The sequence below is a fragment of the Streptomyces mutomycini genome, from assembly GCF_001700505.1.
GTDB classification, from domain to species: Bacteria; Actinomycetota; Actinomycetes; order Streptomycetales; family Streptomycetaceae; genus Streptomyces; species Streptomyces mutomycini.
Genome location: NZ_MAPV01000047.1, coordinates 1 through 21,177, shown reverse-complemented (window position 1 = coordinate 21,177; position 21,177 = coordinate 1). Strand labels below are relative to the sequence as shown.

Genomic DNA, 21,177 nt, shown 5'->3' with positions numbered 1-21,177 from the left:
ATGACCCTGGGCAGCGCTGCTCCGCCACCCGGGGTGCCCGGGGCCCGTACGGAGCGGGCTGCCGGTCCGGCACGGATCACTCCTCGTCTCGGCAGGTTCCCGCGGGGCGCCCGGTTGTTCCATGACCGGACGCCCGGCGGCCCCGTGCCGCGGCTGCTCATGCGGTGGATCCGCGGGCCGCTGCTGCCGGCCGTCCGGCTGTGGCGGCGCAATCTTCAGTTGCGCGTCGTGGCGGGCACGCTGCTGATGTCGATCGCCGTGGTGCTGCTCCTCGGCTTCGTCGTGATCGGGCAGGTCCGCAACGGCCTGCTCGACGCAAAGGGAAAGGCCGCGCAGACACAGGCGGCCGGTGGTTTCGCGGCAGCCCAGGCGAACGCGAACGCGCCTCTGGTCCCGGGTGACCAGAGCGCGGAGGGCGCCGACGGCGTGACGGCCAGTACGTCCTGGCGCACCGAGCTCGTCGATCAGTTGGCCAGCGGTGGTACGAACGCTTTCAACGTGGTGGCGCTCAGCGACGACTCCGTCGGACAGAACACCACCAGCCGCGCCCCACGCGGCTCGGGCAGCGTTGAGGCGTCCAGCATCCCGCAGAGGCTGCGGGACGACGTGGGGGAGGGTTCAGGTGCCTTCCAGACCTATTCGCTGATCCGGTACTCCTACGGGAAGCAGCCGGAGCCCGGTCTCGTCGTGGGCAAGCGGCTCTACGACGTCGACCACAACCCCTACGAGCTGTACTACCTCTTCCCGCTCACGCAGGAGGAGAAGTCGCTGACCCTGGTGACGACGACACTGGCCACGGCCGGCTTGTTCGTGGTCGCGCTGCTCGGTGCGATCGCCTGGTTCGTGGTGCGCCAGGTCGTCACGCCCGTGCGGATGGCGGCGGGGATCGCCGAGAGGCTTTCCGCCGGCCGGCTCCAGGAGCGGATGAAGGTCACCGGTGAGGACGACATCGCACGTCTCGGTGAGGCCTTCAACAAGATGGCGCAGAACCTCCAGCTGAAGATCCAGCAGCTGGAGGAGCTCTCCCGTATGCAGCGGCGTTTCGTCTCGGACGTCAGCCATGAGCTGCGCACCCCGCTGACGACCGTGCGGATGGCCGCCGATGTCATCCACGAGGCGCGCGTCGACTTCGACCCGGTCACGGCCCGGTCCGCGGAGTTGCTCGGGGATCAGCTCGACCGCTTCGAGTCGCTCCTGTCCGATCTGCTGGAGATCAGCAGGTTCGACGCGGGGGCCGCGGCGCTGGAGGCCGAGCCGATAGACGTGCGTACGGTCGTCCGGCGGGTGATCGGCGGCGCCGAGCCGCTGGCGGAGCGCAAGGGCAGCCGGATCCTGGTGGTGGGTGATGAGCAGCCCGTGATCGCTGAAGCCGACGCGCGCCGTGTCGAGCGGGTTCTGCGCAATCTCGTCGTCAACGCCGTCGAGCACGGCGAGGGCCGCGACGTCGTCGTGCGGATGGGCGTCGCGCAGGGCGCCGTGGCCGTGGCCGTCAGGGACTACGGCGTGGGGCTCAAGCCGGGCGAGGCGACCCGGGTCTTCAACCGTTTCTGGCGGGCCGACCCGGCACGTGCCCGCACCACCGGCGGCACCGGTCTGGGGCTTTCGATCGCCGTCGAGGACGCCCGTCTGCACGGAGGCTGGCTGCAGGCGTGGGGCGAGCCCGGTGGCGGCTCGCAGTTCCGGCTGACTCTGCCGCGTACGGCGGACGAGCCGCTGCGCGGGTCACCGATACCGCTGGAGCCGGAGGACTCCCGGGGCAACCGGGAGGACCGTGAGCGTGCGGAGTCCGCGCCGGCGGCGGACGATCACCGGCTGATGCCCGTACCGGCCCGGACGGGTTCCGGGGTGCGTTCGCAGCTGGCCGTGCCGGCGCAGGGGCCGGCGGTGTCGCGTACGCCGGCGTCGGTCGACCCTGCGGCCCTGCCGGGCAGCGGAGCACGTGTGGTGTCGCGGCCGGCCGGAACCCGGCCGGACGGGGACACCGGCCCAGATGCGCAGGACCCGGAGCAGGAGGGCTCGACCCGTGGACACTGACCGCCGTCGGGGCGGCCGCGGCCGTGCGGTGCGGTTGTCCGCGCTGCTCGGCTGCGGCGTCGTGCTGCTCGCCGGGTGCGGAGCGATGCCGGTCACCGGCGACGTGAAGGCGGTCGACGCCTCGCAGCCGGGCGATGCCCAGGTCCAGGTGTACGCGGTGCCGCCGAGGGAGGGTGCCGCGCCCATCGAGGTCGTCGACGGCTTCCTGGAGTCGATGACCAGCGACGACCCCGATTTTCGGACGACCCGCAAATATCTGACGGCGGAAGCCGCCCGCACGTGGCAGCCGGGCGAGGGCACCACGGTGCTCGCGCAGGCGCCCAACCGCAACGGGCCGACGATCCACGACAAGCAGCGCAGGACGACCGGGACGACCTACACGCTGACCGGCGAACAGGTGGCGGCTGTCGACGCGCAGAGTTCCTACCGGCCGCTGGCCCCGTCGGAGTACTCCCAGATGCTTCACCTGGTCCGGCAGAAAGGGTCGGACGGCAAGCAGGAATGGCGCATCGACATCGTGCCGGACGGCCTCGTGCTCGGGCAGTCCGACTTCAAGCGCCTCTACCGGTCCGTGAACAAGTACTACTTCGCCGCGGGTCGGACGGACGACGAGTCCGCACTGGTCGCGGACCCCGTCTACGTGCGGAACCGCACGGACCCCGTGACGCGGATGGACACGGCCACGCAGACGGTGCGGACGCTGCTGGAAGGCCCGTCGAACTGGCTGCGGCCGGTGGTCGATTCGCGCTTCCCCGCCGGTACGGCGCTGAAGTCCGGGGTCACTTCGCTGGCGCCGGACGACGAGAACGTCCTGAAGGTGCCGCTCAACAAGAAGGCCGAGAAGGCGGGGCAGGGCGCCTGCCGGATGATGGCGGCCCAGGTCCTCTTCACGCTGCGGGACCTGACGTCCGCACGGGTGGGGCAGGTGGAGCTGCAGGGCGAGCATGGTCCGCTGTGCTCCCTCGGGTCCGATGAGGCCGAGGAGTTCGCCTCGGACGACGGTTCGGACGGGCCCGACAGCCAGTACTTCGTCGACGACGAGGGGCACGTGCAGCGCATCCCCGGAAGCAGCAACGGCAGCGGTGATCCGGAGCCGGTGACCGGTCCGCTGGGCAGCGGGACGGTGGCCATGAGCGCCGTGGGAGTTGCCCGGGACGAGCAGCAGGCCGCCGCGGTCTCGGCGGATCAGCAGCATCTCTACGTGTCCTCCCTCACCGAGGAGAGCGAGCTGTCCGCCCCCGTGGTGAGCAGCCGCGCGAAGGAACCGGCGGACCGGCTTTCGGCACCGAGCTGGGACGGCGGGGGTGATCTGTGGGTCGCCGACCGTGATCCGTCGGAACCCAGGCTGCTGCGCCTGGTGGACGGTGCCGGAGAACCGCAGGAGGTCTCGGTACCCGGCCTGAGCGGCGGGCGGATCGAGGCACTGCGTATGTCGGCGGACGGGGCGCGGATCGCCCTGCGGGTGTCGGAGGACGGGCACACGACGCTGCACATCGGCCGGGTGGAGCGGCACGGCTCGGAAGAGGCCGAGACGGTGTCGGTGGAGGATCTGCGCCGGGCCGCACCCCAGCTGGCGGATGTGACGGCTGTTTCCTGGTCCGGCCGGAGTCGTCTCGTGGTGGTCGGCAAGGAGGAGGGCGGTGTGCAGCAGGTGCGTTATGTGCAGGCCGACGGGTCCACGGCTTCCTCCGGAGTGCTGCCGGGCGTGAACCAGGTGACGGCGGTCGCGGCAGCCGACGACGAGCAGCTGCCGCTGATGGCTGACACCGAGAGCGACGGGATAGTGAAGCTGTCGCCGGGGGACAACTGGCAGACGGTCCTCAAGAAGGGCTCATCGCTGGTCTACCCCGGCTGATCCGCCCCGGCCGGCTCCTGGGTTTCCGGTTGTCCACAGGGGTTGTCCACAGGGATGGCAGGGAGTTCGCCGTCCGGTGCACAGTGGGGCTGTGCGGGGTTGGTGGCGGGAGATCGTGGGACTGGTGCTGCCGGTGGCCTGTGGGGGCTGCGGCAGTCCGCGGACGGAGCTGTGCGACGAGTGTGCCGCCGGTCTGCACGCCGGGCCCCGGCGTGTGAGACCCGCGCCCGAGCCCGGGGGACTGCCCGCGGTCCACGCGGCTGCCCCGTACGAGAACGCCGTCAGGGCGATGCTGCTCGCCCATAAGGAGCGCGGGGCTCTTGGCCTTGCCGGAGTGCTCGGCGGGGCGCTGGCGGCCGCTGTGCGGGCCGGGGCGGGGCACGGGGGTGACGCGGGCCCGTTGCTGCTGGTTCCCGTGCCGTCGGCGCGGCGGGCCACGGCAGGGCGCGGACACGACCCGGTGCGCAGGATGGCCGCCGTGGCCGCCGCGGAGCTCCGGCGCGGGGGCACGCCGGCCGGAGTGCTCGCCGTGCTGCGGCAGCGGCGTGCGGTGGCGGACCAGGCGGGTCTGGGGGCCCGGGACCGGAAGACGAATCTGGCGGGCGCACTCGTCGTCGCGGAGGGCGGCCGGCGCCTGCTCGGCGTCGGTGGGGTCGTGCTGGTGGACGACGTGCTGACGACCGGGGCGTCGCTGGCGGAGGCGGCACGCGCGGTGCGTGCCGTGAAGCCCGCCGGCCCCGGCACGGCGGAAGGGCTCCGGGCCGCGGTTGTCGCAGCATCTCCGTCCGCTTTCGAAATAAACCGGAACTGACAGAAGAATTTCATCGTTGCAGGTAGTGAGTGGGTAAAGGGCCCCGATCGGAGGTACGCGTGAGTAGCGGGTGCCGACACGGGGGTGGGCAGGCTATGTTCAGTTGTGAGGGCGGTGAATTCCGCGCCTCGACGAATGCGCCACCAGGTTGCGGGCAGGTAACTCACCGGGATGCAAGAAGCATGAAACTCGGTGGGGTGGAAACCCTGCCGATGGGGACGAGGAGGTGACAGCCACCGAGTCCGCGGCTCCGGCGATCACCGGGGCCTGGTGCAAAAGGGAGATGCTCCGCCGCCGAAGCGGAGCGATCCGGGAACGGAGTTCTGCGTGGACATCGTCGTCAAGGGCCGCAAGACCGAGGTGCCCGAGCGGTTCCGCAAGCACGTGGCCGAGAAGCTGAAGCTGGACAAGATCCAGAAGTTCGACGGCAAGGTGATCAGCCTCGACGTCGAGGTGTCCAAGGAGCCGAATCCCCGTCAGGCGGACCGGGCGGCAAGGGTGGAGATCACGCTCCGCTCGCGTGGGCCGGTCATCCGGGCGGAAGCGGCGGCAGGCGACCCGTACGCAGCGCTTGACCTGGCTACCGACAAGCTGGACACACAGCTGCGCAAGGAGCATGACAAGCGCTACAGCAGGCGTGGTAACGGCCGGCTGTCGGCGGCCGAGGTCGCGGAGGTCGTTCCGGGCGCAGCCTCGTTCAACGGGGACGGTGAGCTGATTCCCGAGGAGCCGGAGCAGTCCGTGCCCACCACGAGGATGGGCTCGCTCGAGGTGCAGGGCGAGGGACCGCTGGTGGTGCGCGAGAAGATGCACGTCGCAGCACCGATGACGCTCGACCAGGCGCTCTACGAGATGGAGCTGGTCGGGCACGACTTCTATCTGTTCGTCGACTCCGAGACCAAGGAGCCCAGTGTCGTCTACCGGCGGCACGCCTACGACTACGGTGTCATCCACCTGAGGACCGACCCGCTGGCCTCCGACGGGGCGGGCGGCGCGGGCGGTGCGCTCGGCGGCTGACGCCCTCCATTCACAGCCCGATACACGGTGCCCCTGGAGCGTCCGAGCGCTCCAGGGGCACCGCGTGCGAGCACGGGGGACCGCTTCGGCGTCCGGGCATGAAAGCATGGCGCCCCAGGCCAATCAGTGCTCTGTGCACTGCCGTTGGCGTACAGCCTGTGACCTCAGGCAGTGGCCTTCAGGGGGAGGAACGATGGCGGAGACCTTCGGGCCCATGCGTGGCACGGGCGATGCCCACAGTGCTGCCGGTGCGGATTCCGTTGCGGATGACGGAAGTTCCCGCAAGGAGCCCATCAGGGTGCTTGTGGTCGATGATCATGCGCTCTTCCGCAGGGGTCTGGAGATCGTCCTCGCACAGGAGGAGGACATCCAGGTCGTCGGAGAGGCGGGGGACGGCGCGGAGGCGGTCGACAAGGCGGCGGACCTGCTGCCCGACATCGTGCTGATGGATGTCCGGATGCCCAAGCGCGGCGGCATCGAAGCCTGTACCTCCATCAAGGAGGTGGCTCCCAGCGCGAAGATCATCATGTTGACGATCAGCGACGAGGAGGCCGATCTCTACGAGGCGATCAAGGCGGGAGCCACCGGTTACCTGCTCAAGGAGATCTCGACCGACGAGGTGGCCACGGCCATTCGCGCGGTGGCGGACGGCCAGTCCCAGATCAGTCCGTCGATGGCCTCCAAGCTGCTGACCGAGTTCAAGTCGATGATCCAGCGCACCGACGAGCGCCGGCTCGTTCCCGCGCCGCGACTCACCGAGCGGGAGCTGGAAGTGCTCAAGCTGGTGGCCACCGGCATGAACAACCGTGATATCGCCAAGGAATTGTTCATTTCCGAGAACACGGTGAAGAACCACGTCCGCAATATCCTGGAGAAGCTCCAGCTGCACTCCCGGATGGAAGCCGTGGTCTATGCCATGCGGGAGAAGATCCTCGAGATCGGTTAGCGGTGGAGCAGCTGTCCGGCGCCTACGGGAGGATGCGGGCGATCTCCGCCATGAGCGGCTCGCGCAGCTCCGGTGCGTCGACGCGCTCCAGTCGCACATCCGTGCAGCCGACCCAGGAAGCCGCCTCGACGAGGGCCTCGGCCATCGGGGTCACGTATTTCGCGCCGTCCAGCGACACCTGGCGTGCGACCAGCGTCGTCCCTTCCCTGGCCGGGTCGACCCTGCCCCTCAGCATGCCGCCCGCCAGCAGCGGCATCGCGAAGTAGCCGTGGATCCGCTTGGGCCGGGGGACGTACGCCTCCAGGCGGTGCGTGAAGCCGAAGACACGCTCCGTGCGTGACCGCTCCCAGATCAGCGAGTCGAACGGCGACAGCAGCGTCGTGCGGTGCCGCCCGCGCGGTTCCGAGGCCAGGGCCTCGGGGTGTGCCCAGGCAGGCTTCGCCCAGCCCCGCACCGACACCGGAACCAGCCCGGAATCCGCCACGACGGCGTCGAACTGCTCGGCCTTGAGCCGGTGGTAGTCGGCGATGTCCGCCCGGGTGCCGACGCCCAGCGAGCGGCCCGCCAGGGCCACCAGGCGGCGCAGGCACTCCGTGTCGTCCAGGTCGTCGTTGAGCAGGGCGTCCGGGATCGCGCGCTCCGCCAGGTCGTAGACCCGCTTCCAGCCGCGCCGCTCGGTGCACACCACCTCGCCGTACATCAGGGCCCGCTCGACGGCGACCTTGGAGGCGGACCAGTCCCACCACTCGCCGCCGTTCTTCGCGCCGCCGAGCTCGGTCGCGGTCAGCGGGCCCTCGGCGCGCAGCTGCTCGACCACCGTCTCGTACGCCCCGGCGGGCAGCTCGTGGTTCCACTGGGGCCGGGACCGGTAGGCGCGGCGGCGGAACGCGAAGTGCGGCCACTCCTCGACCGGCAGGATGCACGCTGCGTGCGACCAGTACTCGAAGGAGCGGCCGCCCGACCAGTAGGCGTCGTCGACCGCGCGTCTGCCGAGCGCGCCGAGACGCGCGTACGGCACGAGCTCGTGGGACCTGGCCAGGACCGAGATGGTGTCCAGCTGTACGGCTCCGAGATGGCGCAGCACGCCCGGCACCCCGCCCCGGCGGTCCGGGGCGCCCAGGAAGCCCTGGGCGCGCAGGGCGATCCGGCGTGCCTGGTCGGCGGAGAGTTCCAGAACGGGCGGCGGTACGGACGTCATGCGGTGAACCCTAGAGCGCGCGACTGACATCGGGGGCCGGGAGGTACGGAAGGGCGCCGGGCAGGCCCAGATCGGCCGGGAGCAGGGCGCCGACCCAGGTGTCGCGCCGTGTTCCCTTGTTGACCAGGCCCGACCGCTGTTCACCCTCCATGCGGAATCCGGCACGCAGGGCGACCGCCCGCGACGGGGAGTTGCCGATCTCCGCCCGCCACTCGATGCGGTCCGCCGCGAGGTCGGTGAAGGCCCAGCGGGCCGCTGCCAGCGCCGCTTCCGTCGTGTAACCGGCGCCGCGGTGTTCCCGGGCCGTCCAGAAGCCCACCTCGTAGGTGCCGGGCAGTGTGCAGCGGCTGACGCCGAGCGCGCCGACGAGCGGGCCGCCGTCCCGCAGCTGCACCGCGAAGTTGTACATCGTGTCGTCCTGCCAGCCCGCGGGACAGAGTTTCCGTGTGAAGAGCTCCGCGTCGGCACGGGTGTACGGCGACGGGACAGCTGTCCAGCGCTGGATCTCCGGGTCCTGGCAGGCGGTGTACACCGCGTCGGTGTCCTCGGGCGCGAAGGTGCGCATGAGCAGGCGTTCAGTGCTGAGGCCGATGGGTTCCATGCAGGGATTCTGGTGACCGGGAGCGCGGGATGCGAGCACTTTTCGGTGCTTCCCGGCACCTTCCGTCCGCCCCGGCCGTTGTCCGGGAAGGGCGCGGTGGGGAGAACGCGGTGACAGCCCTCCCGGCACGGCGCGGTCCTCGCTTACGATGGCCGTTGCGGTGGGGCCTACCTGCCGTGCCCGCGCCAGAGTCCATCACACGACCCAGTGCCAGGCCCGACCGGCAAGGAGACCAGCCTCAGTGTCCGTCTTCAACAAGCTCATGCGTGCAGGCGAAGGCAAGATCCTGCGCAAACTGCACCGCATCGCGGACCAGGTCAGCTCCATCGAAGAGGACTTCGTCAACCTCTCCGACGCCGAGCTGCGGGCGCTCACCGACGAGTACAAGGAACGGTACGCGGACGGCGAGAGCCTGGACGACCTGCTCCCCGAAGCATTCGCGACCGTCCGTGAGGCCGCGAAGCGCGTCCTCGGACAGCGCCACTACGACGTCCAGATGATGGGCGGTGCCGCCCTGCACCTCGGCTACGTGGCCGAGATGAAGACCGGTGAGGGCAAGACCCTCGTCGGCACCCTGCCCGCTTATCTCAACGCGCTCTCCGGCAAGGGCGTGCACCTGATCACGGTCAACGACTACCTGGCCGAGCGTGACTCCGAGATGATGGGCCGGGTACACAAGTTCCTCGGTCTCGAGGTCGGCTGCATCATCGCCAACATGACTCCGGCACAGCGCCGTGAGCAGTACGCCTGCGACATCACGTACGGCACGAACAACGAGTTCGGTTTCGACTACCTCCGCGACAACATGGCGTGGTCCCAGGACGAGCTCGTCCAGCGCGGACACAACTTCGCCATCGTCGACGAGGTCGACTCGATCCTCGTCGACGAGGCCCGTACGCCGCTGATCATCTCCGGTCCGGCCGACCAGGCCACCAAGTGGTACGGCGACTTCGCCAAGCTGGTTACGCGTCTCACCAGGGGTGAGGCGGGCAACCCGCTGAAGGGCATCGAGGAGACCGGCGACTACGAGGTCGACGAGAAGAAGCGGACCGTGGCCATCCACGAGCCCGGTGTCGCCAAGGTCGAGGACTGGCTCGGGATCGACAACCTCTACGAGTCGGTGAACACCCCGCTCGTCGGTTACCTGAACAACGCGATCAAGGTCAAGGAACTCTTCAAGAAGGACAAGGACTACGTCGTCATCGACGGCGAAGTCATGATCGTGGACGAGCACACCGGCCGTATCCTCGCCGGCCGCCGCTACAACGAGGGCATGCACCAGGCCATCGAGGCGAAGGAAGGGGTGGACATCAAGGACGAGAACCAGACGCTCGCCACCATCACCCTCCAGAACTTCTTCCGCCTCTACAGCAAGCTCTCCGGCATGACCGGTACGGCGATGACCGAGGCAGCCGAGTTCCACCAGATCTACAAGCTCGGCGTCGTCCCGATCCCGACGAACCGGCCGATGGTCCGCGCCGACCAGTCCGACCTGATCTACCGCACCGAGGTCGCGAAGTTCGCCGCGGTCGTCGACGACATCGCCGAGAAGCACGAGAAGGGGCAGCCGATCCTGGTCGGCACGACCTCCGTCGAGAAGTCCGAGTACCTCTCGCAGCAGCTCTCCAAGCGCGGTGTCCAGCACGAGGTCCTCAACGCCAAGCAGCACGACCGTGAGGCGACGATCGTCGCCCAGGCCGGCCGCAAGGGTGCTGTCACGGTCGCCACGAACATGGCCGGCCGAGGCACCGACATCAAGCTCGGCGGCAACCCGGACGACCTCGCCGAGGCGGAGCTGCGCCAGCGCGGTCTCGACCCCGTCGACCATGTCGAGGAGTGGGCGGCCGCCCTGCCCGCCGCTCTGGAGAAGGCCGAACAGGCCGTGAAGGCGGAGTTCGAAGAGGTCAAGGATCTCGGCGGGCTGTACGTGCTGGGCACGGAGCGGCACGAGTCCCGGCGCATCGACAACCAGCTGCGCGGTCGTTCCGGCCGTCAGGGCGACCCGGGCGAGTCCCGGTTCTACCTGTCGCTGGGTGACGACCTGATGCGGCTGTTCAAGGCGCAGATGGTCGAGCGCGTCATGTCGATGGCGAACGTTCCCGACGACGTCCCCATCGAGAACAAGATGGTGACCCGGGCCATCGCCTCCGCACAGTCGCAGGTCGAGCAGCAGAACTTCGAGACACGTAAGAACGTCCTGAAGTACGACGAGGTGCTCAACCGGCAGCGCGAGGTCATCTACGGCGAGCGCAGGCGCGTCCTGGAGGGTGAGGATCTGCAGGACCAGATCCGCCACTTCATGGACGACACGATCGACGACTACATCAGGCAGGAGACGGCCGAGGGCTTCGCCGAGGAGTGGGACCTCGACCGGCTGTGGGGTGCCTTCAAGCAGCTCTACCCGGTGAAGGTCACGGTCGAGGAGCTGGAGGAGGCCGCGGGCGACCTGGCGGGCGTGACCGCCGACTTCATCTCCGAGTCGGTCAAGGACGACATTCACGATCAGTACGCGGAGCGGGAGAAGTCGCTCGGCGCGGACATCATGCGTGAGCTGGAGCGCCGCGTGGTCCTGTCCGTACTGGACCGCAAGTGGCGTGAGCACCTCTACGAGATGGACTACCTCCAGGAGGGCATCGGCCTGCGGGCCATGGCGCAGAAGGACCCGCTGGTCGAGTACCAGCGCGAGGGCTTCGACATGTTCAACGCCATGATGGAGGGAATCAAGGAGGAGTCCGTCGGCTACCTGTTCAACCTGGAGGTCCAGGTCGAGCAGCAGGTCGAGGAGGTTCCGGTGCAGGAGGGCGCGGAGCGCCCCTCGCTCGAGAAGCAGGACGCACCGGTGGCGGCCGCCACCGGGCGCCCGGAGATCCGGGCCAAGGGTCTGGACGCGCCGCAGCGTCCGGACCGGCTGCACTTCTCGGCTCCCACGGTGGACGGGGAAGGCGGGGTCGTCGAGGGCGACTTCTCCAACGGTGACGCCGCGCCTTCCGAGGGCGACGGGCTGACGCGTGCGGAGCGCCGGAAGGCGCAGAAGAGCACGGGCGGGCGGCGTCGCAAGAAGTAGCGCGCAGCACGCTTGAGCGGGGCCTGGCCCGGACACCGAGTGCGGTGTCCGGGCCAGGCGCGTTTCCCGGGCGGCTACGGGCGCTACGGGCCTCTAGTTTCCCGGGCCGCTACGGGCGCTACGGGCCGCTACCGGCCTCTGGCAGGCCGGGTGGNNCCACCCGGCCTGCCAGAGGCCTGCCGAGGGCCGCTGTGCGGCCGCGTCGCGCCATGTCCTCACTCGCCGGACGGGCCTGGTCCGGCCGGGCCCGGTTGCCGGGTGCGGGCTCGGTCCGGTCGGCGGCTGGTCATCTGAGCGCCGGGAGGCGCTCGCCGCCCAGGTCGATCGCGGCGCAGCGCCAGCGGAGGTCATGGCCCTGTTCCAGGCGGAAGGCCATGGCGCGGACCTGTTCGCCCGTGGCGATGCTGGCGAAGGCCTCGACCACGCCGGTGGCCGGCTGGCTGCCGTGGCAGGTGCGCACCACCGGTCGCCCGCAGCCCGCGCCGAGCGGGGCGTCGGGGGCGAGTTCGGCGAGCTGGTCGTAGGCCTCTCCGATCGTGTGGCCGAGCATCCAGTGCACCGGGCGCTGTCCGCTCAGGACGGCCAGGAGGCGTTCCGCGAACCACTGGTGCGGGCGCAGCGGCCGCCGTGGCCGTTGGGGCGGTACGGTGCCCGGCCTGCTGCGGTCGTGTCGTCCGGCCGGCCTCGTCCTGTCCTTGTTCATGCTCATAGCCCCCGTGGCTGCTGTCCGGAGCCCGGGTGATACCGGGCGGTAACTTCTGCTGGGGATCTTCTACGGGGCCGGTCCACGGCCCCGCAAGCGGCGGTTGGGCCCCGCCGGGGGGCCGTCGGGATCACCTATCCGGGTGATGGGCCGGGCGCCGCAAGGGAACTTCGGGGGTGACGGTCGTCGGGCGGTGGACGGCGACGGGCGGATGCGCAACCCCGAAGGGGGACGTCGCACGTATCCTGAGGGCGTCATCGACTACGAAAGCGGTCATCCATGCGTGTGTACGTCCCTCTGACCCTTTCCGGTCTCGCCGCGGTGCACGGGGCGGGCGAGGTCGGTCCGGGGCCGCTGACCGCCTATGCCGTGACGCCCGGTCTGCGCGAGTGGTACGTCTCCGACGACATCGAGGAACTGGAGTACGCGGCGCTCAACAGGGCCGCCGCCGCCTCGTTGCGACTGATCGCGGGCCGGCCGGACGAGGCACGGCGACGGGTCGTCGTGGCTCTCGACGTGCCGGACGGGGCCGCGGTCGCCGATCCGGACCACGCCCTGGAGGCGTCGTCGCTCGGCGAGGTGCGGATCGCGGACGCGGTGGCGCTGTCGAAGGCCGCAGCGGTCCACGTGGACGGCGAGGACGCCGAGAAGGACGTCACCGCGGCGGCCGCGGTGCTGGGGGCGGCTGACCTCGGCGACGACGACGCCCAGTTCACCGTGGACGGCGCGGAGGACCACGAGCTGCTGTGGTTCGGGGTCCAGGAGATCCCCGGCCTGATCGCCTGATCGCTCGCTGGTCACGCGAGCTTGCCGGTCCCGTCGGTTCCTGCGCCTGTGTCCGGGTGGCTGTCGTAGCGGGCGGGTATTTTTTACCCATGGCGACATCGGGGAAGCACCGCACACATCTGGTCTGGGACTGGAACGGCACACTGCTCGACGACATCCATGCGGTCCTCGGGGCGACGAACGCCGCCTTCGCGGAGGTAGACCTGGCGCCGATCACGCTGGAGCAGTACCGCGAGACGTACTGCGTGCCGATACCCAGGTTCTACGAGCGGCTCATGGGCAGGCTGCCCACTCCGGCCGAGTGGGAGCGGATGGACGGCCTCTTCAACCGCCACTACACCGAACAGCGCCGGGCCTGCGCACTGACCGAGGGGGTCGAGGAGCTGCTGACCCGGTGGCAGCTGGGCGGCCGCAGCCAGTCGCTGCTGAGCATGTACGGCCATGAGCACCTGGTCCCGGTGGTGCGGGGATACGGCATCGAGCGTCACTTCGTGCGCGTCGACGGCCGTACGGGCCCCTCCGGCGGCAGCAAGGCGCAGCACATGGAGCGTCACTTCGAGGTGCTCGGGGACATCGCTCCCGAATCGGCGGTGGTCATCGGTGACGCGGTGGACGACGCCGTGGCCGCGGCGCACGTCGGCGCGCGCGCCGTGCTCTACACCGGCGGTTCGCACAGCCGCAGCAGCCTGGAGGCGGCCGGTGTGCCCGTCGTGGACACCCTGGCCGAGGCCGTCGCACTGGCCGAGCGGATGGCGGACTGAGGGACGCGACGGGCAGCCCGGGCGGCCGACGCGACGGCCGCGTGGGCAATATGACCGGTTGACCGCATCTGTGCGGGTGTATGTCCGTATGCGCAGGATCCGTACGTACATGCAGGAACGCCCGTACACGCGGGATCCGTCCGTACGCGCAGGACCGGTCTTGTGCGATGTCCAGAGTGTCAAAGTTCGGGGCCTTCTTTTGTACATATGCGGCTCATGACGGTTGTGGGTGCAGGAGGGATAGCCTGGTGCCGTGATCAGCGCGATACGCCTCGGGGGCAGCGAAGCCCCCGGCATGCGCCCGGAGTGCCACGGCACCCGGGTGATGCGTGATCTCCACGCCCCGGGACCTCTGCCGAAAATGGCCGATACGGCCCCGGGCGTCTCCCCAGGCGGCATAGCGTCGACCCAGACCGGAAACCCCGCGTCGTGGCGTTACGTCGCCTTCTTCACCTACGTCACGCAACGGCGCGCGACAGGAGCCAGAGGACATGCAGACCAAGCTGGACGAAGCCAAGGCCGAGCTGCTCGCAAGGGCGGCCCGGGTAGCTGACAAAAGTCCGGGCGGTGGTGTCGGTGGCCCGGGAGGTGGCCTCCGGGTGCACCTTGCCGAAGCGGCGGGCGGCACCGGAGCGGTGGCCGGCACCGGAGCGGACGGCACCGGAACGGACGACGGTACCGAGGCCGGCCAGGGCGACCGGCAGGGCCGGGACATGCTGCTCGCCTATCTCCAGCGCTACTACCTGCACACGGCCCCGGAGGACATCAGCGACCGCGACCCGGACGATGTCTTCGGTGCCGCTTCCTCCCACTACCGTCTCGCCGGAAACCGCCCCCAGGGCACGGCGAACGTCCGGGTGCACACCCCGACGGTCGAGGAGAACGGCTGGACCAGCAGCCACTCGGTCGTGGAGGTCGTCACGGACGACATGCCCTTCCTGGTCGATTCAGTGACCAACGAGCTGTCCCGGCAGGGCCGCGGCATCCACCTCGTGATCCACCCGCAGGTGATCGTCCGCCGCGACGTCGCGGGCAAGCTGATCGAGGTGTTCGCCGACGAGCGGCCCAAGGGCAACGGCGGCATGCGGGCCAAGGGCAAGGAGGCCCGCCCCGAGCTGCCGCACGACGCGCTCGTCGAGTCCTGGATCCACGTGGAGATCGACCGGGAGACCGACCGCGCCGACCTGAAGCAGATCACCGCCGATCTGCTCCGTGTCCTGTCCGACGTACGGGAGACCGTCGAGGACTGGGACAAGATGCGCGACGCCGCGCTGCGGATGGCCGACGACCTTCCCTCCGAGCCGCTGGACGAGCTGGCCGACGAGGAGGTCGAGGAGGCGCGTGAGCTGCTGCGCTGGCTCGCCGCCGACCACTTCACCTTCCTCGGCTACCGGGAGTACGAGCTCCGGGACTCCGACGCGCTGACGGCTGTCCCCGGCACCGGTCTCGGCATCCTGCGCTCCGACCCGAAGCACAGCGAGGACGAGGCCCACCCGGTCAGCCCGTCCTTCGACCGGCTGCCCGCGGACGCCCGCGCCAAGGCCCGGGAACACAAGCTCCTCATCCTGACCAAGGCGAACAGCAGGGCGACCGTGCACCGCCCCAGCTACCTGGACTACGTCGGGGTGAAGAAGTTCGACGCGGACGGCAACGTCATCGGCGAGCGGCGCTTCCTCGGGCTGTTCTCCTCCGCCGCGTACACCGAGTCGGTGCGCCGGGTGCCCGTGGTGCGCCGCAAGGTCGCCGAGGTGCTGGAGGGCGCGGGCTTCACTCCCAACAGCCACGACGGCCGCGACCTGCTGCAGATCCTGGAGACGTACCCGCGCGACGAGCTGTTCCAGACGCCCGTCGACCAGCTGCGTTCCATCGTCACCTCCGTGCTGTACCTCCAGGAGCGCCGCCGACTGCGGCTCTACCTGCGTCAGGACGAGTACGGGCGCTACTACTCGGCCCTCGTCTACCTGCCGCGTGACCGCTACACGACCGGTGTGAGGCTCCGCCTGATCGACATCCTCAAGGAGGAACTGGGCGGCGTCAGCGTCGACTTCACGGCCTGGAACACGGAGTCGATCCTCTCCCGGCTGCATTTCGTCGTCCGGGTCCCCCCGGGCACCGAGCTGCCGCACCTCACCGACGCCGACGCGGACCGCATCGAGGCACGCCTCGTCGAGGCCGCACGCTCATGGGCCGACGGCTTCCAGGAGGCGCTGAACGCGGAGTGCGGCGAGGAGCGTGCCGCCGAGCTGATGCGCCGTTACGGCCAGTCGTTCACCGAGGGCTACAAGGCGGACCACTCGCCACGTGCCGCCGTGGCCGACCTGGTGCACCTGGAGAACCTCAAGAGCGAGCGCAAGGACTTCGCCCTCAGCCTGTACGAGCCGGTCGGCGCCGCCCCCGCCGAGCGCCGGTTCAAGATCTACCGCACCGGAGAGCAGGTCTCGCTCTCCGCCGTCCTCCCCGCGCTCCAGCGGCTCGGTGTCGAGGTCGTCGACGAACGGCCGTACGAGCTGCGCTGCGCGGACCGTACGCACGCCTGGATCTACGACTTCGGGCTGCGTCTGCCGAAGAAGGCCGCGGGTGACGGCGGCTACCTCGCGGACGACGCCCGGGACCGCTTCCAGCAGGCGTTCGCGGCCATCTGGACCGGCGAGGCCGAGAACGACGGCTTCAACTCCCTGGTCCTGGGCGCAGGCCTCGGCTGGCGGCAGGCCATGGTGCTGCGCGCCTACGCGAAGTACCTGCGCCAGGCGGGTTCCACGTTCAGCCAGGACTACATGGAGGACACCCTCCGCAACAACGTCCACACCACCCGGCTGCTGGTCTCGCTCTTCGAGGCCCGGATGTCGCCCACCCGGCAGAAGGCCGGTACGGAACTGACGGACGGGCTGCTGGAGGAGCTGGACGGGGCTCTCGACCAGGTCGCCTCGCTGGACGAGGACCGGATCCTGCGGTCCTTCCTCACCGTCATCAAGGCCACGCTGCGGACGAACTACTTCCAGCTGGCCGACGACCACGAGCCGCACGGCTACGTGTCGATGAAGTTCGACCCGCAGGCGATCCCGGACCTCCCCGCGCCGCGCCCGGCGTACGAGATCTGGGTCTACTCGCCGCGCGTCGAGGGTGTTCACCTGCGCTTCGGCAAGGTCGCCCGCGGTGGGCTGCGCTGGTCGGACCGGCGGGAGGACTTCCGTACGGAGATCCTCGGCCTGGTCAAGGCGCAGATGGTCAAGAACACGGTGATCGTGCCGGTGGGCGCCAAGGGCGGTTTCGTCGCCAAGCAGCTGCCGGACCCGGCCGTGGACCGTGACGCCTGGCTCGCCGAGGGCATCGCCTGCTACAGGATCTTCATCTCGGCGCTGCTCGACATCACCGACAACATGGTGACGGGCGAGGTCGTGCATCCCACGGAGGTGGTGCGTCACGACGAGGACGACACCTATCTCGTCGTCGCCGCCGACAAGGGGACCGCGAGTTTCTCCGACATCGCCAACGACGTGGCCGTCGCGTACGGCTTCTGGCTCGGCGACGCCTTCGCCTCCGGAGGCTCGGCCGGCTACGACCACAAGGGCATGGGCATCACCGCCCGCGGTGCCTGGGAGTCCGTGAAGCGGCACTTCCGCGAGCTGGGCCACGACACCCAGACCGAGGACTTCACCGTCGTCGGCGTCGGCGACATGTCCGGTGACGTCTTCGGCAACGGCATGCTGCTCTCCGAGCACATCCGGCTGGTCGCGGCCTTCGACCACCGGCACATCTTCATCGACCCGAACCCGGACGCCGCGACCTCGTACGCCGAGAGGCGCCGGCTGTTCGACCTGCCGCGCAGCTCCTGGGCGGACTACAACACGGACCTGCTGTCCGCGGGCGGCGGCATCCACCCGCGTTCAGCCAAGTCGATCCCGGTCAACGCGCACATCCGCGCGGCGCTCGGCATCGACTCGAAGGTCACGAAGATGACGCCCGCCGAGCTGATGCAGAACATCCTCATGGCGTCGGTCGACCTCGTGTGGAACGGCGGCATCGGCACGTACATCAAGTCGACGGCCGAATCGAACGCCGACGTCGGTGACAAGGCCAACGACTCGATCCGGGTCAACGGGGTGGACCTGCGGGCCCGTGTCGTCGGTGAGGGCGGCAACCTCGGGGCCACCCAGCTCGGCCGGATCGAGTTCGCCCGGGCCGGTGGCCGGATCAACACCGACGCGATCGACAACAGCGCCGGTGTGGACACCTCCGACCACGAGGTGAACATCAAGATCCTGCTCAACGGTCTCGTCCGGGAGGGCGACATGACCGTGAAGCAGCGCAACAAGGTGCTCGCGGAGATGACCGACGAGGTCGGGCAGCTCGTGCTGCGCAACAACTACGCGCAGAACACCGCGCTCGCCAACGCCTGCGCCCAGGCGCCGTCACTCCTCCACGCCCAGCAGCGCTTCATGCGCAGGCTCGGCCGGGAGGGACACCTGGACCGGGCACTGGAGTTCCTGCCGAACGACCGCCAGATCCGTGAACTGCTGAACCACGGCAAGGGCCTCAGCCAGCCGGAACTGGCCGTGCTGATCGCCTACACCAAGATCACTGCGGCCGAGGAGCTGATCTCCACCAGCCTGCCGGACGACGCGCATCTGCAGAGGCTGGTGCACGCGTACTTCCCGGAGCAGCTGAGCGCGCGGTTCCCCGAGGCGGTGGACGGGCACGCGCTGCGCCGCGAGATCATCACGACGGTTCTGGTCAACGACACGGTGAACACCGGTGGTTCGACCTTCCTGCACCGGCTCCGCGAGGAGACCGGGGCGTCGCTCGAGGAGATCGTGCGGGCCCAGTTCGCCGCTCGTGAGATCTTCGGCCTCTCCGCCGTGTGGGACGCCGTGGAGGCGCTCGACAACAAGGTGGCCGCGGATGTGCAGACCCGGATCCGGCTGCACTCGCGCCGGCTCGTCGAGCGCGGTTCGCGCTGGCTGCTCGGCAACCGGCCCCAGCCGGTGGAGATCGCGGAGACCATCGAGTTCTTCCGCGACGGTGTCGAGCGCGTCTGGAACGAGCTGCCGAAGCTGCTCAGGGGTGCCGACACCGAGTGGTACGGGTCGATCCTCGACGAGCTCACCTCGGCGGGGGTCCCCGAGGAGCTGGCGGTCCGGGTGGCCGGGTTCTCCTCGGCCTTCCCGGCGCTGGACATCGTGGCGATCGCGGACCGTACGGACAAGGACCCGCTGGCCGTCGCCGAGGTGTACTACGACCTCGCCGACCGGCTGGGGATCACCCAGCTGATGGACCGGATCATCGAGCTGCCGAGGGCCGACCGCTGGCAGTCCATGGCCCGCGCCTCCATCCGTGAGGACCTGTACGCCGCGCACGCGGCGCTGACGTCGGACGTGCTGTCCGTCGGCGACGGGACGTCGGCGCCCGAGCAGCGGTTCAAGGCCTGGGAGGAGAAGAACGCGGCGATCCTGGCACGTTCGCGCGCCACCCTGGAGGAGATCCGGAGCTCGGAGGCCTTCGACCTGGCGAACCTGTCGGTGGCCATGCGGACGATGCGGACCCTGCTGCGTACGCACTCCTGACCCGGTGCGGCCGGCCGGGCCGTGACACAGCCGTCCGCCGGACGGGCCCCATCGGCCCGTCCGGCGGACGGCGTCACGGTGTTACGGCGTCACCCGGTCACCGCGTCATTTCTTGGGCTTCTTGGGCTTCGCGGGCCCGGTGAACTCCTCGTACGCGGCGACGACCTCCTTGGCGGGGCCGTCCATCCGCAGGGTGCCCGCCTCCAGCCAGATCGCCCGGTCGCAGGTCTCGGTGATCGACCTGTTGCTGTGGCTGACCAGGAACACCGTGCCGGCCTCCTCGCGGAGCTCCATGATCCGGTCCTTGCTGCGCCGCTGGAACTTCGCGTCGCCGGTGGACAGCGCCTCGTCGATCAGCAGGACGTCGTGGCTCTTGGCGGCCGCGATGGAGAAGCGCAGCCTGGCGCCCATGCCGGAGGAGTAGGTGCGCATCGGCAGGGTGATGAAGTCGCCCTTCTCGTTGATGCCGGAGAAGTCGACGATGTCCTGGTAGCGCTCGCGGATCTGCTCGCGCGTCATGCCCATGGCCAGCCCGCCGAGCACGACGTTGCGCTCCCCGGTCAGGTCGCTCATCAGGGCGGCGTTCACGCCGAGCAGCGAGGGCTGGCCCTGTGTGTGGACCTTGCCCTTCGAGGGGGGCAGCAGTCCCGCGATCGCCTTGAGGAGCGTCGACTTCCCGGATCCGTTGGAGCCGATCAGGCCGATGGCCTCGCCCTTGTACGCGGCGAAGCTGACGCCCTTCACGGCGTGCACCTGGCGTGCGCCCCGGGGTTGCCGGCGCGACACGATCCGGTTCAGGGCGGAGGTCGCACTGCCCTTTCCGGTGCGGGCTCCGTTGACCGTGTAGGTGATGTGGACGTCGTCGACGACGACGGTGGGTACTCGTGTGTCGAGGGTGTCAGCCACGTCCGTACCTCTCCTCGGCCTTCCAGAAGTAGATGAAACCGCCGACGCCGCACACGAGCGCCCAGCCCGTGGCGATGGCCCACACGTGCGGGGGCAGCTGCGTGCCGTTGAAGCTGTCGATCAGGGCGTAGCGCATCAGGTCGATGTAGACGGCCGCCGGGTTGCACTCCAGTGCCAGCAGGACGAGCCGCGGCACCCGGTCCGCGGTGAGCAGGGTGTCGAGGCTCCACATGACGCCCGAGGCGTACATCCAGGTGCGGAGGATGAAGGGCGTCAGCTGCGCGATGTCGGGGGTCCTGGCGGCCAGCCGGGCCATGACCATCGAGACGCCGGTGTTGAACAGCGCCTGGAGCGCGAGGGCGGGGACCGCGAGCAGCCAGGACGGCCGCGGGTACTGACCGAACGCGAGAAGGATCAGGAACAGGGCGCCCAGGGAGAACATCAGCTGCTGGAGCTGCTGGATGGCCAGGGCGATCGGCAGGGACGCCCGGGGGAAGTGCAGGGCCCGGACGAGTCCGGTGTTGCCGCTGATGGCCCGGGTGCCGGCCGTGATCGAGCTGGCGGTGAAGGTCCAGATGAAGACGCCGGTGACGAGGAAGGGCACGTAGTCGGGGACTCCGTGCTTGGTGTTCATCAGGACGCCGAAGATGAAGTAGTAGACCGTCGCGTTGAGCAGCGGGGTCATGATCTGCCAGATCTGGCCGAGCTTCGCCTGGCTGTACTGGGCGGTCAGCTTGGCCGTCGCGAAGGCGGTGATGAAGTGCCTGCGTCCCCAGAGCTGCCGGAGGTACGCGCCGAGCGTCGGCCGGGCCCCGCTGACGGTCAGCCCGTGCCGGGCCGCGAGAGCGGCCAGCTCGCCGGGCTCGTACGCGGGGAGGAGGGCGGGAGATGCGGGGTCCACCGGGGCCGGCGGGGCTGCTGTCTGGCTCACCAC

At 69.7% G+C, this 21,177-nt stretch carries 14 protein-coding genes; 9 read left to right on the top strand and 5 right to left on the bottom strand.

Translation table 11 applies throughout. The annotated features are described in order from the left end of the window. From mtrB to BFF76_RS07555, 5 genes are all read left to right on the top strand, one after another. Positions 1-2,034 carry an MtrAB system histidine kinase MtrB gene (gene mtrB / locus BFF76_RS07575; RefSeq protein WP_053929389.1) on the top strand — a complete coding sequence of 678 codons (2,034 nt, stop codon included), beginning with the start codon at positions 1-3 and terminating at the stop codon, positions 2,032-2,034. After that, positions 2,024-3,889, top strand: coding sequence for an LpqB family beta-propeller domain-containing protein (locus BFF76_RS07570; RefSeq protein WP_079122337.1), 1,866 nt, complete (start codon positions 2,024-2,026; stop codon positions 3,887-3,889). Before mtrB ends, BFF76_RS07570 begins: the two co-directional genes overlap by 11 nt. A gap of 91 nt (positions 3,890-3,980) precedes the next feature. Beyond that, a complete protein-coding gene (locus BFF76_RS07565; protein WP_053929390.1) occupies positions 3,981-4,700 on the top strand; it encodes a ComF family protein in 720 nt (239 codons plus the stop codon). Positions 4,701-5,027: 327 nt separating this feature from the next. Further along, the gene (hpf, locus tag BFF76_RS07560; protein ID WP_031101083.1) at positions 5,028-5,717 is read left to right on the top strand and encodes a ribosome hibernation-promoting factor, HPF/YfiA family; all 690 of its coding nucleotides are present in this window, start codon (positions 5,028-5,030) and stop codon (positions 5,715-5,717) included. Between the two features lie 193 nt (positions 5,718-5,910). Next, positions 5,911-6,663, top strand: a complete 753-nt coding sequence (locus BFF76_RS07555) for a response regulator (RefSeq protein WP_031101081.1) — start codon at positions 5,911-5,913, stop codon at positions 6,661-6,663. A 22-nt stretch (positions 6,664-6,685) separates the two neighbouring features. Here BFF76_RS07555 and BFF76_RS07550 read toward each other — a convergent pair whose 3' ends face one another. Together BFF76_RS07550 and BFF76_RS07545 are read right to left on the bottom strand one after the other, a co-directional pair. Beyond that, the gene (locus tag BFF76_RS07550; RefSeq protein WP_065847704.1) at positions 6,686-7,861 is read right to left on the bottom strand and encodes a winged helix-turn-helix domain-containing protein; all 1,176 of its coding nucleotides are present in this window, start codon (positions 7,859-7,861) and stop codon (positions 6,686-6,688) included. A gap of 10 nt (positions 7,862-7,871) precedes the next feature. Then, positions 7,872-8,462: a GNAT family N-acetyltransferase gene (locus tag BFF76_RS07545; RefSeq protein ID WP_065847703.1), complete on the bottom strand. Its 591-nt coding sequence runs from the start codon at positions 8,460-8,462 to the stop codon at positions 7,872-7,874. A gap of 241 nt (positions 8,463-8,703) precedes the next feature. Here BFF76_RS07545 and secA point away from each other — a divergent pair, with 241 nt between their 5' ends. Beyond that, positions 8,704-11,526, top strand: coding sequence for a preprotein translocase subunit SecA (gene secA / locus BFF76_RS07540; protein WP_053929393.1), 2,823 nt, complete (start codon positions 8,704-8,706; stop codon positions 11,524-11,526). A gap of 286 nt (positions 11,527-11,812) precedes the next feature. Here the strand turns inward: secA and BFF76_RS07535 are convergent, their stop codons facing one another. After that, positions 11,813-12,229, bottom strand: coding sequence for an Rv3235 family protein (locus BFF76_RS07535; protein WP_031101073.1), 417 nt, complete (start codon positions 12,227-12,229; stop codon positions 11,813-11,815). Between the two features lie 279 nt (positions 12,230-12,508). On the opposite strand from BFF76_RS07535, the gene BFF76_RS07530 reads away from it, so the two are divergent. The 3 genes from BFF76_RS07530 to BFF76_RS07520 all read left to right on the top strand — a co-directional run bounded on the left by BFF76_RS07530 (position 12,509) and on the right by BFF76_RS07520 (position 19,337). Continuing rightward, on the top strand, positions 12,509-13,015 hold the full coding sequence (locus tag BFF76_RS07530) for a DUF6912 family protein (RefSeq protein ID WP_031101072.1): 507 nt from the start codon (positions 12,509-12,511) through the stop codon (positions 13,013-13,015). Positions 13,016-13,104: 89 nt separating this feature from the next. Continuing rightward, complete coding sequence (locus BFF76_RS07525) at positions 13,105-13,776, top strand: HAD family hydrolase (RefSeq protein ID WP_031101071.1); 672 nt, start codon at positions 13,105-13,107, stop codon at positions 13,774-13,776. Positions 13,777-14,267: 491 nt separating this feature from the next. Next, the gene (locus BFF76_RS07520; RefSeq protein ID WP_053929394.1) at positions 14,268-19,337 is read left to right on the top strand and encodes an NAD-glutamate dehydrogenase; all 5,070 of its coding nucleotides are present in this window, start codon (positions 14,268-14,270) and stop codon (positions 19,335-19,337) included. A gap of 105 nt (positions 19,338-19,442) precedes the next feature. Here the strand turns inward: BFF76_RS07520 and BFF76_RS07515 are convergent, their stop codons facing one another. Further along, positions 19,443-20,243: an ABC transporter ATP-binding protein gene (locus tag BFF76_RS07515; protein WP_031101066.1), complete on the bottom strand. Its 801-nt coding sequence runs from the start codon at positions 20,241-20,243 to the stop codon at positions 19,443-19,445. Then, a partial coding sequence (locus BFF76_RS07510) for an ABC transporter permease (RefSeq protein WP_244167236.1) occupies positions 20,236-21,177 on the bottom strand: 942 nt, incomplete at its 5' end. The genes BFF76_RS07515 and BFF76_RS07510, both read right to left, overlap by 8 nt.

What these genes read in the sequence shown, in the direction of transcription:
- BFF76_RS07550 (WP_065847704.1), bottom strand. Translation starts at nt 7,861, where the DNA reads ATGACGTCCGTACCGCCGCCCGTTCTGGAACTCTCCGCCGACCAGGCA.
- mtrB (WP_053929389.1), top strand. Translation starts at nt 1, where the DNA reads ATGACCCTGGGCAGCGCTGCTCCGCCACCCGGGGTGCCCGGGGCCCGT.
- BFF76_RS07555 (WP_031101081.1), top strand. Translation starts at nt 5,911, where the DNA reads ATGGCGGAGACCTTCGGGCCCATGCGTGGCACGGGCGATGCCCACAGT.
- BFF76_RS07535 (WP_031101073.1), bottom strand. Translation starts at nt 12,229, where the DNA reads ATGAACAAGGACAGGACGAGGCCGGCCGGACGACACGACCGCAGCAGG.
- BFF76_RS07525 (WP_031101071.1), top strand. Translation starts at nt 13,105, where the DNA reads ATGGCGACATCGGGGAAGCACCGCACACATCTGGTCTGGGACTGGAAC.
- BFF76_RS07545 (WP_065847703.1), bottom strand. Translation starts at nt 8,462, where the DNA reads ATGGAACCCATCGGCCTCAGCACTGAACGCCTGCTCATGCGCACCTTC.
- BFF76_RS07520 (WP_053929394.1), top strand. Translation starts at nt 14,268, where the DNA reads ATGCAGACCAAGCTGGACGAAGCCAAGGCCGAGCTGCTCGCAAGGGCG.
- BFF76_RS07530 (WP_031101072.1), top strand. Translation starts at nt 12,509, where the DNA reads ATGCGTGTGTACGTCCCTCTGACCCTTTCCGGTCTCGCCGCGGTGCAC.